General features: G+C 67.8%; 15 protein-coding genes and 1 rRNA gene. 4 read left to right on the forward strand and 12 right to left on the reverse strand.

The window, feature by feature from the left end; translation table 11 throughout:
* The 4 genes from VMT65_RS37865 to VMT65_RS37880 form a co-directional block, all read right to left on the reverse strand.
* Nucleotides 1-120: ribosomal RNA gene (locus VMT65_RS37865) — 16S ribosomal RNA — on the reverse strand; the annotation flags it as partial.
* Nucleotides 121-666: 546 nt separating this feature from the next.
* A complete protein-coding gene (gene tyrS, locus VMT65_RS37870) occupies nt 667-1,950 on the reverse strand; it encodes a tyrosine--tRNA ligase (RefSeq protein ID WP_326313574.1) in 1,284 nt (427 codons plus the stop codon).
* A gap of 188 nt (nt 1,951-2,138) precedes the next feature.
* The gene (locus tag VMT65_RS37875; RefSeq protein ID WP_326313575.1) at nt 2,139-2,567 is read right to left on the reverse strand and encodes a DoxX family protein; all 429 of its coding nucleotides are present in this window, start codon (nt 2,565-2,567) and stop codon (nt 2,139-2,141) included.
* Nucleotides 2,568-2,670: 103 nt separating this feature from the next.
* Nucleotides 2,671-3,342: a FadR/GntR family transcriptional regulator gene (locus VMT65_RS37880; protein ID WP_326313576.1), complete on the reverse strand. Its 672-nt coding sequence runs from the start codon at nt 3,340-3,342 to the stop codon at nt 2,671-2,673.
* A 219-nt stretch (nt 3,343-3,561) separates the two neighbouring features.
* On the opposite strand from VMT65_RS37880, the gene VMT65_RS37885 reads away from it, so the two are divergent.
* On the forward strand, nt 3,562-5,184 hold the full coding sequence (locus VMT65_RS37885) for a 2-isopropylmalate synthase (protein ID WP_326313657.1): 1,623 nt from the start codon (nt 3,562-3,564) through the stop codon (nt 5,182-5,184).
* A gap of 183 nt (nt 5,185-5,367) precedes the next feature.
* Here the strand turns inward: VMT65_RS37885 and VMT65_RS37890 are convergent, their stop codons facing one another.
* The 5 genes from VMT65_RS37890 to VMT65_RS37910 all read right to left on the reverse strand — a co-directional run bounded on the left by VMT65_RS37890 (nt 5,368) and on the right by VMT65_RS37910 (nt 9,307).
* The gene (locus VMT65_RS37890) at nt 5,368-5,937 is read right to left on the reverse strand and encodes a Clp protease N-terminal domain-containing protein (RefSeq protein ID WP_442790394.1); all 570 of its coding nucleotides are present in this window, start codon (nt 5,935-5,937) and stop codon (nt 5,368-5,370) included.
* A gap of 140 nt (nt 5,938-6,077) precedes the next feature.
* Nucleotides 6,078-6,701 (reverse strand): DNA-3-methyladenine glycosylase, encoded by a 624-nt coding sequence (locus VMT65_RS37895; RefSeq protein WP_326313577.1) that lies wholly within the window; start codon nt 6,699-6,701, stop codon nt 6,078-6,080.
* A gap of 70 nt (nt 6,702-6,771) precedes the next feature.
* Nucleotides 6,772-7,041, reverse strand: a complete 270-nt coding sequence (locus tag VMT65_RS37900) for a DUF3761 domain-containing protein (RefSeq protein WP_326313578.1) — start codon at nt 7,039-7,041, stop codon at nt 6,772-6,774.
* Between the two features lie 122 nt (nt 7,042-7,163).
* Nucleotides 7,164-8,096, reverse strand: coding sequence for an RNA polymerase sigma-70 factor (locus VMT65_RS37905; protein WP_326313579.1), 933 nt, complete (start codon nt 8,094-8,096; stop codon nt 7,164-7,166).
* A gap of 17 nt (nt 8,097-8,113) precedes the next feature.
* Nucleotides 8,114-9,307 (reverse strand): NAD(P)/FAD-dependent oxidoreductase, encoded by a 1,194-nt coding sequence (locus tag VMT65_RS37910; RefSeq protein ID WP_326313580.1) that lies wholly within the window; start codon nt 9,305-9,307, stop codon nt 8,114-8,116.
* Between the two features lie 176 nt (nt 9,308-9,483).
* On the opposite strand from VMT65_RS37910, the gene VMT65_RS37915 reads away from it, so the two are divergent.
* The gene (locus VMT65_RS37915) at nt 9,484-10,203 is read left to right on the forward strand and encodes a DsbA family oxidoreductase (protein WP_326313581.1); all 720 of its coding nucleotides are present in this window, start codon (nt 9,484-9,486) and stop codon (nt 10,201-10,203) included.
* 39 nt (nt 10,204-10,242) lie between these two features.
* Here the strand turns inward: VMT65_RS37915 and VMT65_RS37920 are convergent, their stop codons facing one another.
* Entirely contained in the window at nt 10,243-11,478 is a 1,236-nt protein-coding gene (locus VMT65_RS37920; RefSeq protein WP_326313582.1) for a low temperature requirement protein A, read from the reverse strand.
* 263 nt (nt 11,479-11,741) lie between these two features.
* Here VMT65_RS37920 and VMT65_RS37925 point away from each other — a divergent pair, with 263 nt between their 5' ends.
* Both VMT65_RS37925 and VMT65_RS37930 read left to right on the forward strand, forming a co-directional pair.
* Entirely contained in the window at nt 11,742-12,476 is a 735-nt protein-coding gene (locus VMT65_RS37925) for a response regulator transcription factor (protein ID WP_326313583.1), read from the forward strand.
* Nucleotides 12,466-13,500: a sensor histidine kinase gene (locus tag VMT65_RS37930; protein WP_326313584.1), complete on the forward strand. Its 1,035-nt coding sequence runs from the start codon at nt 12,466-12,468 to the stop codon at nt 13,498-13,500. The genes VMT65_RS37925 and VMT65_RS37930 overlap by 11 nt, the downstream gene beginning before the upstream one ends.
* On the opposite strand, the gene VMT65_RS37935 is transcribed toward VMT65_RS37930, so the two are convergent.
* On the reverse strand, nt 13,424-13,879 hold the full coding sequence (locus tag VMT65_RS37935) for a hypothetical protein (protein WP_326313585.1): 456 nt from the start codon (nt 13,877-13,879) through the stop codon (nt 13,424-13,426). The two genes, VMT65_RS37930 and VMT65_RS37935, sit on opposite strands and share 77 nt — an antisense overlap.
* Complete coding sequence (locus VMT65_RS37940) at nt 13,876-15,000, reverse strand: molybdopterin-dependent oxidoreductase (protein ID WP_326313658.1); 1,125 nt, start codon at nt 14,998-15,000, stop codon at nt 13,876-13,878. Before VMT65_RS37940 ends, VMT65_RS37935 begins: the two co-directional genes overlap by 4 nt.
* Between the last annotated feature and the right edge of the window lie 31 nt (nt 15,001-15,031).

The raw sequence follows: 15,031 nt of genomic DNA on the forward strand, positions 1-15,031 counted from the left end.
CACCCACGTGTTACTCACCCGTTCGCCGCTCGTGTACCCCGAAGGGCCTTACCGCTCGACTTGCATGTGTTAAGCACGCCGCCAGCGTTCGTCCTGAGCCAGGATCAAACTCTCCGTTGAAGACTCTCAATCCAACTGCCGAAGCAGCGAATCGGAAGAATTAACCAGAGTCCGAAAACCTTGGCAAGAAAACGCCAGCTCGGAAATTAAGCTGACTAAAAATGTCCAACCACCCTCACGGGGGTGAGAATGATTGGAACCAAATAAAATATTTGGCACTGACATTCATCGACACACTATTGAGTTCTCAAAGAACACACGCACACACCATCGATCCGAGTTGATCGGATGTCCAGTGAGGCAACTTTTCCAGCCTAGCCCCGGGTCTCCGCAGAGTCAAGGACCAGTTTTCGGCTGGAGTGTTCGTGTCCGGCGCTCCTCGTCCAACCTCGTATCCGCTTCCGATTTCCAGCCTCTGAGCTGGGGGTTTCGGTCCCGGTCGGTGTCCGTGTCGCTCTGACCTGGAATAAGTTACGCGCCGGATAACGCGAGGTCAAATCCGCTGGTCGCCAAGGCGTTTGCGCTGGTCAGCCGGTTGGGAAACCGACCGATCGGCCGCCTGGACCACGGGGTTGTGGCCCAGGTCATGCCGATCTTGTTTGCCTATCAGGCTTTTGCGCGCCGGACGCCCGCGAAGTTCTTCTTGCCGCGCCGCAGTACCAGCCAGCTGCCGTGCAGGAAGTCGGCTTCCGAGGGCGTCCATTCGAGGTCGGACACCTTCTCGTTGTTCACCGATGCGCCACCCTCATTGACGGCACGCCGTGCGGCACCGCGGCTTTCACACAGACCCGACTCGACCAGCAGGTCGACGATGGTCGTAGCCGACGTCGCCTCCGCGATCTTGCCGTCGACCGCGGCTTCGGTGAGCGCCGCAGCCAGCGTCGACTCGTTCAGCTCGCGCAGTTCACCGCGACCGAACAGCGCCTGGCTGGCCAGCTGCACCGAGCGGGTGTGCTCCTCGCCGTGCACCAGCGTCGTCATCTCCGCGGCCAAACGCTTCTGCGCCTCGCGGGCGTGCGGGCGCTCGGCGGTCGCCTTTTCCAACTCGTCCAGTTCCTCCCGCGAGAGGAAGGTGAACCAGCGCAGGTAGCGGACCACGTCGGCGTCGGCCGTGTTCACGAAGTACTGGTACCAGGCGTAGGGGCTGGTCATCTCCGGGTCCAGCCAGAGGCTGCCGCCGCCGGTGGACTTGCCGAACTTCTTGCCGTCGGCCGAGGTCACCAGCGGCACGGTCAGCGCATGCACGTGCTCGCCGTCGACGCGGCGGTTGAGTTCCACGCCCGCGATGATGTTGCCCCACTGGTCGGAGCCGCCGACCTGCAGCGTGCAGCCGTATTCGCGGCGCAGCTGCAGGAAGTCGTTGGCCTGCAACAGCATGTAGCTGAACTCGGTGTAGGACATGCCGTCCGACTCCAGGCGGCGCTTGACCGTGTCCCGGGCCAGCATGACGTTCACCGAGAAGTGCTTGCCGATATCGCGCAGGAACGAGACCGTGCTCAGATTGCCGGTCCAGTCCATGTTGTTGGCGATGATGGCCGCGTTGGGGGCGTCGCCGAGGTCGACGAAGCGCTCGAGCTGGGACCGAATGCGGCCCGCCCACTCGGCGACGGTGTCGGTGGAGTTCATGGTGCGCTCGCCGACATCGCGGGGGTCACCGATGAGACCGGTCGCGCCACCCGCGAGCACGATCGGACGGTGTCCGGCCCGCTGGAAGCGCTTGAGCGCCAGCAGGGGGACCAAGTGTCCGGCGTGCAGGGAGGCCGCGGTCGGGTCGAAACCGGCATAGAGGGTGATCGGTCCCTTGGCCGCGGACGCGCGCAGGGCATCCAGGTCGGTGGACTGCGCGATCAGTCCGCGCCAGGTCAGTTCATCAATGATGTCGCCGCTCACGCTTCCCTATCTTTCCGCACGTGAATGAGTAGGTTGCACAGGCCCGGGGTAGTGGAGAACGACTCCGGCCCGCCGATCGGAGGATCGGCGGGCCGGGCAGCGAATTCGAGTGGATGACCACCGAACGCCCCGAGGCCCACTGCCGAGTGTCATCGGCAGCGGGCTGGGGGTCTAGCGAATATCGGCGCTCACTTCACCAGGTTGGTGAAGGTGGAGAAGGAGGCGCGGCGCTCGTAGGCGATCCAGGCGAAGACGCCGACCAGGATCAGCGGGAAGGGGGCCAGGGCCGGAGCGCCGAGGATGAAGGCCTGGGTGGCGGCGGCGCAGACCATGGTGACCGACAGGCCCGCGGCGGCCGGGCCGGTCAGGCGGCGAACCATGAGGCCGATGCCGCCGGAGACCTCGACCAGGCCGGTGAAGTACATGAACCAGTCACCGAAGCCGATCTGGTGGAAGATGCGGACGGCGTCGGCCTGACCCATGAACTTCGGCAGGCCCGAGGCGAAGATGAAGAAGAGGCCGAGGACGATCTGCAGGGTCCACAGGACGCGGTTGCGGACCTTGCCGGGGGTGGCGGTGGTGGTGGCGACGGTCTGGGTGGCGGCGATGGCGGTCATCTGAATGTCCTTTCGGGGCTTGTCTGTTCGGTGTCGAACTCGCTTGCTCCATAGGACGGGGGCCGTCGCGGAAACTCATCGCCGGTGCGGAGAAGTTTTCGGGCTAGCGGTCGAAGGCGGCCTTCAGCGAGGTCAGGTGCACTCGGCTGGCGGTGGCGGCGGCCTCGGGGTCGCGGCCGCGGATGGCGTTGTAGAGGTCTTCGTGCGCGCCGTGGTCGGCGGCCGGGGCGCGCATGGGGCGGATGCGCAGCATGTCGATCATGGCGTGCCGCGAGCGCGGGACGAAGGCGTTGAACAGCTCGAGCAGGATGTCATTGTGGGCGGCGGCCACGACGGTGCGGTGGAAGGCGGTGTCGGCGTCGACCAAACCCTCGACGGAATCACCGCTTTCGGCGCGGGCAGCCAGGGCGCGCAGCATCGAACGCAGGTCCGCGGGAGTCCGGCGGCGGGCGGCCAAGGCCGCGCCCTCGGCCTCGATGGCAATGCGGGCCTCGATGACGGTGACGATGTCGCTGCGGCGCAGGACGGTGTCCCAGTCCTCGGCGGCGTCCAGGGCGGTGACGAAAACGCCCGCGCCCTGGCGACTTTCGAGGACGCCCTTGCCCGCGAGTTCGCGAATGGCCTCGCGCAGCGTGGAGCGGCCGACGCCGAGCTGCGCGGCGAGGGTGGTCTCACCCGGGAGACGGTGGCCGAGTTCCCACTCCCCCTCCCGAATTCGGGTCAGCAGGACCTCGGCGGCCTGCGCGGCGAGCGGGTGCCGCTGTACCTGCGCCACTTTTCGTCGACCTCTCTACTTGTCTGAGGAGTGAATCCCCTCTAGTCTAGTCCACATGCTTACGGGTGCCCTGCTTCTCCTTCGCCGCCGCGGCGGGGTCTGACCAGACCGGCACCCCGCTAGCGGGCTCGCTGTGCTGCGCCGGTCACACCCTTCCGACGCGAAAGCGAAATCGCCGTGAGCACTCCCTCGAACTGGAATCGTCAACAGCCCTCCGTCATGCCGTCGCATCGGTATCGCGATGTGTACCAACGGGTTTCGGTCCCGCTGACCGAACGTGAATGGCCGACCGAGCGAATCACCGCCGCACCCTTGTGGGTGCCGGTGGACTTGCGGGACGGCAATCAGGCCCTGGCCGAGCCGATGGATCCCGCGCGCAAGCGACGGTTCTTCGACATGTTGGTGGCCATGGGCTACAAGGAGATCGAGGTCGGCTACCCCAGCGCCTCGCAGACCGACTTCGACTTCGTGCGGCTGATCGGATCGGAGCGACTGGCTCCCGCCGACGTCACCATCGTCGTATTCACGCCCGCGCGACGGGATTTGATCGAGCGGACGGTGGAATCGATTCGCGGGATTCCCAATGACGTGGTCATCCACATGTACACCGCCACCGCGCCGACCTGGCGGAATGTGGTGCTGGGCAAGACGCGTGAGGAGCTGGCCGAGCTGATCACCGCGGGCGGGCGGGACGTGCTGGAACTGGCCGGAGACATGCCGAATGTGCGATTCCAGTTCTCGCCCGAGGTCTTCATGCTGACCGAGCCGGACTACGTGCTGGACATCTGCGATCGCATGACCACGCTGTGGGATGCCACACCCGAACGCCCGGTGACCTTGAACCTGCCCGCGACCGTCGAGGTGGCGACGCCCAATGTCTATGCCGACCAGATCGAATACATGCACCGCAATCTGGCCCGCCGCGACAGCGTGATCCTGTCGGTGCACCCGCACAATGACCGCGGCACCGGCGTGGCCTGCGCGGAATTGGCGGTGCTGGCCGGGGCCCAGCGGGTAGAGGGTTGCGTCTTCGGCAATGGCGAGCGCACCGGCAATGTCGATCTGGCGACGCTGGCCTTGAATCTGCATGCGCAGGGCGTGGATCCGATGATCGACTTCTCCGATATCGACGCCATTCGCCGCACCGTCGAATACTGCACCCGCCTGCCGATTCCGGATCGCCACCCCTACGCCGGTGATCTGGTCTACACCGCCTACTCTGGCACCCATCAGGACGCGATCAAGAAGGGCTTCGCCGAACACCGCGAGCGCGCCGCCCGCCTGGGTCGGCCCGAGCGCGAAGTCCCTTGGGAGGTCCCGTATCTGCCCATCGATCCGGCCGATGTGGGCCGCTCCTACGATGCCGTCATCCGCGTGAACTCCCAGTCCGGCAAGGGCGGCATCGCGTATCTGTTGGAATCCGAATACGGCCTGACCCTGCCGCGTCGCCTGCAGATCGACTTCGCCCGCCATGTGCAGCGGCACACGGACACCACGGGGACCGAGGTGTCGGCGAAAGCGCTGCGGGAGCTGTTCATCGCCACCTATGCGGGCACGAACCCGGAGGACGTGACCGACGTGGAGATTCCTTCGGTGGCAACGGCAGAGGAGATGACCGCGTTCCTGGTCGAACAGGGCTACCCGATCGAGGTGCTGTCGGTGACCACCCAGACCCCGGCCCCGACCTCCGATTCCGACCCGACTGTCATGACCGCGTACCTGGAGTACCGCAGTCCCGACGGAGTGGCCTGGGCCTTCGGCGAGGGCGAAACCGCCTCCCGCGCAACAATTGCCGCGATTCACCGCGCTGCCACTCGAGCACGAGCAACCGTCCCGGCCTGAGCGATTCACGACACCCCCGACCCGTCGCCCCGCCGCATGAGCATGGGCGCGATCAAGATCAGGGAGTTCCTGACGCGGAGATTGCCCGAATTCCCTCCCTGGGAGCTCCTTGATCTTGATTAGTTGGGGGATGCGCTGGGCGTCGTGGCGAGAGCGCAAGGTGGAGAACTGTCGGCTGGGCGGTCAGCCGAAGACGTCGCCGGGGGTGGTGCCGGTGTCGGGGCCGAGGCGGCGTTCCAGTTCCGCCACTCGCGCTTCGAGGGTCGAGAGGCGTTGGTAGAGGTTGGCTTCGGACGGGGGTGGCGGGTCGTCGCCGGGGGCGTTGCCGAGGGCGGAGATGCGGGCGCGGACGGCGGCGGGTTCGGCGCCGAGACTGATGAGGATTTGCGGGGCGATGCCCTCGCCCTCCGCCACCAGGGCCAGGAGAATGTGTTCGGGGCCGATGTAGTTGTGGCGCAGGCGCATTGCCTCGCGCAGGGACATCTCCAGGACCTTCTTGGAGCGCGGGGTGAAGGGGATGTGGCCGCTGGGCGGGAGCTTGTCGTGTTCACCGACGGCCTGGCGGATGCGTTCGCGCACACCGGAGACATCGAGGCCGAGGTCGCCCAGGGCGCGGGCGGCCACCGGGTCGTCGCCGACGAAAACCCCTAGCAGCAGGTGTTCGGTGCCGATCCAATCGTGGCCGAGCAGGCGGGCTTCCTCCTGCGCCAGGACGATGGCGCGGCGGGCGGTGTCGGTGAACCGTTCGAACATGGGGCTTCCACCTTGGGGAGAGCAGTCGATTCACCCACCGTAGTCCTCGCGGCGCACGCGGCAGGCGTTCTCGTCGGGCCGGATCTTGGGCGCGAGGTGGATTCCGGCCACAAGCATGCCGGAATGACGGTGGAGCGAGGCTATGCGGGGCGATCGAGTTTCGGGGCTCGGGGGCTGCGGCGGTAGGCGGAGACGGCCGGGGAGTCCGGGAGCCACAGTCGCCAGGGGCGGTCGGCGGCCAGGCTGACGCCGACGCGGGGGCCGGCGGAAATGGCTGCGACGTCGGTGATTTCGGGGGCCAGCTCGAGGCGGATAGGGGATTTCGCGGCGAAGAGGTGGGTTCCGTAGTCGTTCAGGGTGATTCCGAGGGCGCTGCCGACATTGCCTGGGCCGCGGGCGAGGTCGGCGTCGGTTTTGGCCGCGGGGCGGCGGGCCCGGGCGATGTCGAGGCCGTCGGTGATTTCCCCGGCGCGGATGAGGACGGCGCTGGCGGTGCCGTCGGGTCCGCTGGTGACGTTCACGCAGGTGTGCATGCCGTAGCTGAAGTAGACGTAGAGAACGCCGGGCGGTCCGAACATCACGCTGTTGCGGGGCGTGGGTCCGCGGTGGGAGTGGGCGGCCGGGTCGGGCCAGGGGCCGGCCGGATCGCCGCCGTAGGCCTCGACCTCCACAATGCGCATACCGACCGCGCCGGACCACAGGGTGCCGCCGAGCAGTCTGCGCGCGGCGCGCAATGGTTCGACGGCAAGTTCTTCGGCACCCACGCCGACCCATTCTTCCGGAACGCCCGCCCGCCGACGGCGGCGGGAGGGCGCCCGGGTCAAGAGGACACGGTCACAGCCATTCGGCGACGCCGCCGTGGCCCGAGCAGGTGCCGCGCCGGTGCTGGCTGAAACTCCAGGTGCCGTCCTTGCAGTGGGCGGTGGCCCCGTCGGGCGCGACGGGCGACTGTTCCGGGCGCGGCACGCAGTTCCCGTCGACGTTCTCGTATTCGCTTGCACCGCAAGCGGTATGCAGCACGGGGACGGCGGTGGCCGGGCCCGCGAGCGCGGTGCTCGCACCGATGAAGGCCGCGGCGGCCCAGGGCAGGATATGTAGCGCCATCCGGCGCGTTGTCTGGCCGATCAATTCGAAATCCCTTGCAGAAAAACGATGCTGAATCGGAAGCGAACGCCCCCGACGAGCGCCGAATACTACGGGACCACCAGTGGCTCAACGCCGAATTCCTATCCGCCGACCGATTCGGCGGCCGATTCACCACCGACCCGCCGCTGAATACCGGCCAGTTTGTCTGGATTGACTTGGAAGCGAATGTTTTCGATGTGGCCGTCACGAATGTCGAAAGTGAGCGCGCCGACCCGGTAGTCGCCAATAATGGCGAGCACGCCGAGTTCGCCATTGATGGAGGCGGATTCGAGACGGATGCCCGCGCTGATCGGTTTCGCCATCGCACCCAGCAGCCACCGCGCCACGTGGTCCGGCCCGTACAGCGGTCGCCGCGCCGCGGTCACCTTGCCGCCGCCGTCGTTCCACAGCGTCACCTCGGGGGCCAGCAATTCCATGAGCGCGTTGACATCTCCGCCCTGGGCGGCGGCCATGAATTTCTCGGTGACCTCCGTCCGAATAGACGGGTCGGTATCGAATCGCGGCCGCCGCGAATGCACGTGATTCTTGGCGCGATGCGAGATCTGGCGGACGGTCGCCTCGGGTTTGTCCAGGAACCCGGCGATCTCGGCGTGCGAGTAGCCGAAGACCTCGCGCAGCACGAACACGGCGCGCTCGACGGGGTTCAGGGTCTCGAGGACGACCAGCATGGCGGTCGACACGGTGTCGGCCATTTCGGTCTCCTGTGCTGCGTCGGTCGCGGTGGTGAGCAGGGGCTCGGGCAACCAGGGCCCGACATAGGTCTCGCGGGTGGCGCGGGGCGAGGTGAGGCGGTTGAGCGCCAGATTGGTGACGGTGCGGACCAGGTAGGACTTGGGGTGGGTGACCGAATCCCGGTCCACCTCATGCCATTTGATCCAGGCGTCCTGCAGGACGTCCTCGGCGTCGGTGACGGTGCCGAGCATCTGGTACGCGGTGCCGAACAGCAGTCTGCGATGCGCGACGAAGGGATCGATGTCGCGCTCATCGGCGAGCGTCGGGTCGTGGTCCTGCATGGGACTCATTCCTACCGTCAATCGCGTCGTGCGGTCTCGCGGGTGGCGCGGCCACCGTTCGACAGCTGGGCCCGCATGGTCATGTGCTTGCTCATCTTGAAGGTCGGGACCGGGCTGCCGCTCACCATCGCCTTGTACGCGCAGGCCGCCTTGCCCTTCAGGTACCAGCGGTTCGGGGTGTCGTCGGCATGGGTGAACTGGATGACGGCGTCGCGGCGGCCCAGGCTGACCGGCTGGTGGAAGTAGCCGATCCGGAAGGGCCGCACGGCCTTTCCGCGCAGCCGCTCGGCCAGGGTGTCGGCGGCGTAGGCGGCGCTGGCCATGCCGGTCTGGCAGGTGCCGTGCACCTGACCCCACGCCATGCGGATGGCGGCGGCGTCGCCGATAGCGTAGATCTCCGGGTGCGAGACCGAGCGCAGGGTGGGGTCGGTGACGATGAGTCCGCGCTCGTCGACCGCGATTCCGGCCTGCGCGGCCAGCGGCGCGACCTTCACCCCGGTGGTCCACAGGGTCAGATCCGAGGCAAGGATCTCGCCGGTGTCCAGGCGCACCGCGTCGGGCAGCACCTTGGTGACCCGCACGCCGACCTTGCGCACGATGCGCAGCCGATCGAAGGCGCGCTCCATGTGGGCGCGGGCCTTGTCGCCCATCATCGCGCCCGGCTGCTGCGCGCTGACCAGGGTGACGGTCAGGTTCGGGTGCGCTTCGGCGATCTCGGTGGCGGCCTCGATGCCGGTCAGTCCGCCGCCGACCACGGTGACCGTGCCCGCGGCCGTGGCGATTTCGGTCAGCCGCTCCGAGAAGCGGTGCGCCAGACGGGGATCGTTGAGGGTCCAGGCGTGCTGGTCCGCGCCGGGGACGATCGAGGTGTCGGTGCTGCTGCCCAGCGCGTAGACCAGGTTGTCGTAGGCCAGTTCGGTGGCGTCGTCGAGGGTGACGACGCGGGCCGCGGTGTCGATGGCGACCGCGGCGGCCCGGCGGAAGACCACGCCCGAGCCGTCGAGGATGGCCGGGATGCGGTAGTCGGCCAGTTCCTGCCCGGCGGCGATCTGGTGCATGCGCAGCCGCTCGGTGAAGCGGTCCGAGGGGTTCACCAGGGTGATCTTCACGTCCTGCTTGCGGGTGCGCCGGGCCAGGCGGATGGCGGCGAGCATGCCGGTGTAACCCGCGCCCAGAACGACGATCCGCTGAGTGGTGGTGTTGGCGTTCATCTTTGGCTCCGAAGGCTTGTTCCTTGGTGGTCGGGCATGAGACAGGACAGCCCCCGCGAACGTGACAGCTCGCCATTGTGAACTGGATCACAGCGGAACATTCGGGGCCGGCTACCGGCTGGCATCAGGGTGGCCGGGCCCTCCGGCCTGCGAAAACAGCGTCGGAGTGAGGTGTGATGGCCGTACAGGTCGAGATCTGGACCGATATCAACTGCCCGTTCTGCTATCTGGGCAAGCGGCGATTCGAGGAGGCCCTCGCGGCGTTCCCGCATCGCGACGAGGTGACGGTCGTGCACAAGTCCTTCGAATTGGACCCGACCCTGCCGCGCGACCACAGCGACGCGGTGGTGCCGCACATCGCGGAGAAGTACGGGATCAGCGAGGCGCAGGCCGCGGCCAATGAGCGCGGCATCGGGGCGCAGGCCGAGGCGATGGGGTTGACCTATCTGACCTCCGGCCGCGACTTCGGCAATAGCTTCGACATGCATCGGCTGCTGCACTTCGCGCACGAGCAGGGCAAGCAGGAGCAACTGCTGGACGCGTTGTACGCGGCCAACTTCGCCCAGGAAGAGCCGCTGTTCGGCGACGCCGAGCGGTTGGTTCGGGTGGCGGTGTCGGCCGGATTCGAGGAGTCGGCCGTGCGGGCGGTCCTCGACGACCCGAACGCCTACGCCGACGCGGTGCGCGCCGACGAGGCCGAGGCCGCGCAGCTGGGTGCGCGAGGTGTGCCGTTCTTCGTGCTCGACCGCAAGTACGGGGTGTCGGGCGCGCAACCGTCGGAGGTGTTCGCGCAAGCCCTCGCCCAGGCGTGGAGCGACCACGCGCCCAAGCTGGAGATCGTGGCCGACGGCGACGCCTGCGGTCCGGACGGATGCGAACTGCCGCAACGGAATTGACGAGTCACCCGCCGCCTTGCCGTGGCGGCGGGAGTCGCGCTACGACTGCTGGTTTCCAGTGACGCTACCGTTTCGGTACCGGGCCAGCAGGCGGCCGAACGGCGACTCGGCGGGGATCACGTACCAGCTGTCCTCACCGGTTCGGATGGAGATCACATCGTCGGCGATGACGAAGCCGTACGCCACCACGATCAGTACAACGAGCTGCCCCCATGCCACCCAGGCGATTCCGACGGGCGCGGTGGCGAGGACGCAGGCCGCGGCGACCAATCGCCACCACGGGCGGGGCAGGCGCAGCGCCAGACGGAATGCGCACTGGCCCAACAAGAACAGGGCCACGCCGCCCGAAAGCGACAGTGCCGCAGCCTTGCTCGCGGGCTGGTCGCCGTGCGCGATGGTCATGGCGAGCCCCGCGGCGGTCAGGATGATGCCCAGCAGCAGCACGATGAGCGCGTAGCCGTAGGCGAGCACCGCGGGCCGCACGCGCTGCGCCTCCGGCAGCGCCGCGAGCGCGTGTTCGCCGCGTTCGTCATCGAAGCCGAAATAGGCCCACCACAGGACGTATCCGAGGGTCAGGCCGAGCGCCACGATCGCGACCAGGCCCACCGTCAGGTCCTGACCGCTCAGATTTGCGCCGATGGCGACCACCGATTCGCCCAGCGCGATGATGACGACCAGGCCGTGCCGTTCACAGAAGTGGCTGGGGCGCACCACGAATCCCTCGGTCCGGACCAGGTTCGGCGAGAGTACCTGGGTGAGGACCGCGATCACCCACAGCAGCGTGCGCATCCGATCCTCGGCGAGGCCTCCGGCCATCACCAGGAGGGCGGAGAGCAGGTTCAACGGCGCGAGACGCAGGATCGCCGAGGTGGCCCCGGCCGAACCCGAGGTCGCGAACATGGCGGTGTGGACCGTGTTCACCAGGAAGTAGGCGAGACCGAACGCCAGCCCGGAGCCCTGGAACGCGCCCGGAATGGAGATGGCCAGGACGAAGAACCCGAACATCCCGACCAGCAGAAACGTGCGGCGGGAGGTGCTCTTCGGCGCGACCTCATTGGTGAGGTACACGAACCCGCTGTACATCCACCAGATGATCACGAACATCAGTGCCACATGGCCGAGTTCGACCCAGCCGGGATGGTGGGTGAAGACATGGGTGAGCTGTGTGATGGTGAAGACGAACACGAGATCGAAGAACAGTTCCAGGGTCGAAACCCGGACCTGCCCGCCCTCCGCTGCCATCTCCGCCGTCGAACCGGACATATCGCTGGTCACGTCCAGAGCGTAGAGCCGACACCGCTCTCGCACCGCATGCGCCGCGCCCGCGCCCGCCCCCTCGCGCACTCGCCCCCCCCGCATTCGCACCCGCCAATCCCGCGCGCTCGCGGCCGTGCCGACCGATCCGAACGCGGGCGCAAGCCGATCCGTCCGTGGTGCGGGCCGATCTTGGGCCCGGGCGCGATGACAAATCTGTGACGGGGTGCGAGGGAAGGGCCCGGACCAGGCGATTCGGGCACGGTGGCGCATAGGGTGGGTTGATGCGGATTCTCGTGGCCGATGACGATCCGGTCGTGCGTGAAGTGGTGCGGCGGTACTTGGAGCGCGATGGGCTCGAGGTGGTGGAGACCGCCGACGGGCCCGCGACCGCGGCGGCGCTGGCGCGCAATGACATCGATCTGGCCGTGTTGGACGTGATGATGCCCGCGCCGGACGGGATCGAATTGACGCGGGCGGTGCGGGCGGGGGCGCATCCGGAGACGCCGATCATTCTGCTGACGGCGCTCGGTGAGGAGGACGACCGGGTGATCGGATTGCAGGCCGGGGCGGACGATTACGTGACCAAGCCGTTCAGCCCGCGCGAGCTGGCGCTGCGGGTGGCCTCGGTGCTGCGGCGCGCGCATCCGCCGCAACCGGTCGCCGAGGAGGTGTTGCGCGGGGACGGTGTCGAGGTGAATCGGGCCGCGCGGACCGTGGTGGCGGCGGGGATGCCGGTGGAGTTGACCGCGCGGGAGTTCGATCTGCTGGCGTTTCTGCTGGCGCATCCGCGGCGGGTGTTCAGCCGCCAAGAGTTGCTGGCCGAGGTGTGGGGCTGGAATTTCGGGGATCTGTCGACGGTCACCGTGCACGTGAAGCGTTTGCGCGCCAAGCTGGGTGCCGCGCACCGGATCGAGACGGTGTGGGGACGCGGCTACGCGTGGGGTCGGGCCGAACCCGACAGAGATGCCGTACCCGAGAGAGAAGCGACAGCGGAGGAGGCGACCGGTGCCGACTGATACGTCCGGGCTGATCGGATATGCCCTGGCGAGCACCCTGCCGGTGGTGGCGGTCGGCGCGCTGCTGTTGCGCTACACCCGCAATCGCGCCGTCACCACGAGTCTGGCCGTGCTGGTGTTGATTCCGACACTGGCCACCCTGTGCGGGGTGGTGGCGGTCAGCGGGCTCATGTTCGGGGCCGAATTCGAGCGCACGGCCGTGGTTTTGGCGGTGGTCACCGCGGTCACCGTGCCCGCCGCCATTCTGTTGGGCCGGGCGCAGGCGCGGGCCATGGTGTGGGAACGGGAGATGCTCGAACAAGAGCGTGCCGCGGAGCGGTCGCGGCGGGAGCTGGTGGCGTGGGTCAGCCATGATCTGCGCACGCCGCTGGCCGGTATTCGGGCCATGGGTGAGGCCCTGGTGGACGGGGTGGTGGCGGAGCCGGGCGAGGTGCAGCGGTACGCGGAACGGATTGTGCGCGAGACGAATCGGCTCTCCTCGATGGTGGACGACCTGTTCGAGATGTCGAAGATCAATTCGGGGGCGCTGCGGCTGGAGCTGGAGCCGGTGGATCTGCGCGAGGTCGTCGACGAGGTGCTGGCCGCCAATCAGCCCACCGCCGAGCGGGCCGGAATCACCCTGGCCGCAACACAACCCGAGGACAAGCTGCTGGTGGCCGGGAGCGACCGGGCGCTCGGGCGGGTGCTGACCAATCTGGTGGCCAACGCCATCGCGCACACCCCGCCGGGCGGGCGCATCGATATCTCGGCCGGATCGGCGGACGGGTGGGCGTGGGCTCGCGTCGATGACACCGGGCCCGGTATCGCGGAAGCCGATCTGCCGAGGATTTTCGAGGTCGCCTATCGCGGGAGCGCGGCCCGCTCCCCCGGCGCGGGTGAACTCGGCAGCAGCAGCGGAATGGGGTTGGCCATCGCCTCCGGATTGGTGGCCGCGCAGCACGGGGAGATCAGTGCCCGGAACCGTTCGGACGGTGCGCGTTTCGAGGTGCGGCTGCCACTGCTGGAGTCCGGCGAGCGGTCGTGAGCAGGTAGGCGGCCACCCCGGCCCAGACCACGGCCAGGCAGATGAGCAGGCCCACAGCGTAATTGCGGTCCAGGATGGTCTCGTTGCCCGGGACCGCGCCCTCCCGGCCGAGCACGGGGATCGCGATGAGTACCAGTGCGAGACTGCAGAACCCGCCGACCGCGTAGGCGGACCACCAGCGCGGCGGGAGCACGGCGTGGCCGAGCGTACCCAGCAGGGCGGCGGCCGGTCCGAAGAGGAGGTTCTCGGCGAGGATCGCGCCGATGAACCAGGTGGCAACCGATTTCAGATCGGCGGTGCTCATCTTCAGCAGCAGCTCGACACCGTAGGCTGCCAAGCCGATACCCAACGCGCCCAACAGGATTCGAATGAAGGTCATGACAGTTCCTCGATCGACTTCAGCCATTTGGTCTGCAGGACGCCCGGGCGGTTCGGGGCGATCAATCGGCACGGATAGCCATGGTCGAGGGTGAGATCCTCGCCATTGAGACGCAAGGCGATCAGGGTCGAGGAATCGGCCGCGAAGGTGTGCGGCAGCACCGAGGAGCCGTAGATGCCGGTCGTCTCCAGGGAGACGAAACGGACGTCACCGCCGCCGTATTCGCCGGTTCGGGCCAGCAGATCCCGCAGCCGGACACCGGACCAGTGGCCGGTCGCGCTCCAACCCTCGACGCAGGCGATCGGCAGGACGCTGTCGTATTGCGGCATCGCCTCCAGGTCGGCGCGGGAGAAAGCGCGTTGCTGGCCACCGACTTTCACCATCAGTTGGTATTGCGGTGAGCGCGCGGTCTCGGTGACCGCGGCCGCCGCGGCCGTCCGGTTGATCGGAACACCCTGCGGGCCTTCACCACTGCGCGGGGCGAGCAGGGAAACCCAGCGCAGGAAGGGCACCGACTGCCCGGCCACGGCCAGACCCGCGACCACGGCCCCGAGCCCCGCGGCGGCGAGAACCGCACGACGTGAGACACCCGCTCGCGGCTCCTCGGGCTCGCTCACCGGACGTGAAAGCGCCTGTCGCACCACCGGAAGTTTCACCGCCAGGTGCACGACCACCGCGCCGAACGCCACATAGGCCATCGCGTGATGGGTCGTGGTGAAGAAGAACTTCCACGGATAGAACTGCGCCGTATTGAACAGTCCCGTCACGATCTGGAACAGCACCGCGCCGATGAGCACCGCCACCGAGGCGCGCTCCAACGCCTCCGGAAGGGCCCGCCGCACCGACGGTTTCAGGAAGAACCGCGGATACACCGACCACAGTTTCACCAGCAGCAGCGGAATCATCATGACCCCGACCGTCACGTGGGTGCCCTGGGTGACCCGATACAGCCACACGGGATGCGTGGGCCACCAGAACCAGTCGGGCGGATGCTGGATCAGATGGCTGATCAGCCCGGTCACGAACAGGATCGTGATTCCCACCCCGAGCGCGATCCCGACCCGCGCCGCCACCGCGGTGGAGCGGGCCGGGGACAGCCGTTCGGACAGCGGAGGCGGCAGCAACAGGGTGGGCCGCCCGCCCCCTTCGGAT

It is taken from the genome of Nocardia sp. CDC153, from assembly GCF_035818515.1.
In the GTDB taxonomy this organism is placed as follows: Bacteria; Actinomycetota; Actinomycetes; order Mycobacteriales; family Mycobacteriaceae; genus Nocardia.

Bases quoted from the DNA above. Each gene is read 5' to 3' on its own strand.
- VMT65_RS37925 (WP_326313583.1), top strand. From the start codon at position 11,742: ATGCGGATTCTCGTGGCCGATGACGATCCGGTCGTGCGTGAAGTGGTG.
- VMT65_RS37905 (WP_326313579.1), bottom strand. From the start codon at position 8,096: ATGCAGGACCACGACCCGACGCTCGCCGATGAGCGCGACATCGATCCC.
- VMT65_RS37935 (WP_326313585.1), bottom strand. From the start codon at position 13,879: ATGACCTTCATTCGAATCCTGTTGGGCGCGTTGGGTATCGGCTTGGCA.
- VMT65_RS37885 (WP_326313657.1), top strand. From the start codon at position 3,562: ATGCCGTCGCATCGGTATCGCGATGTGTACCAACGGGTTTCGGTCCCG.
- VMT65_RS37900 (WP_326313578.1), bottom strand. From the start codon at position 7,041: ATGGCGCTACATATCCTGCCCTGGGCCGCCGCGGCCTTCATCGGTGCG.
- VMT65_RS37890 (WP_442790394.1), bottom strand. From the start codon at position 5,937: ATGTTCGAACGGTTCACCGACACCGCCCGCCGCGCCATCGTCCTGGCG.
- VMT65_RS37910 (WP_326313580.1), bottom strand. From the start codon at position 9,307: ATGAACGCCAACACCACCACTCAGCGGATCGTCGTTCTGGGCGCGGGT.
- VMT65_RS37915 (WP_326313581.1), top strand. From the start codon at position 9,484: ATGGCCGTACAGGTCGAGATCTGGACCGATATCAACTGCCCGTTCTGC.
- VMT65_RS37875 (WP_326313575.1), bottom strand. From the start codon at position 2,567: ATGACCGCCATCGCCGCCACCCAGACCGTCGCCACCACCACCGCCACC.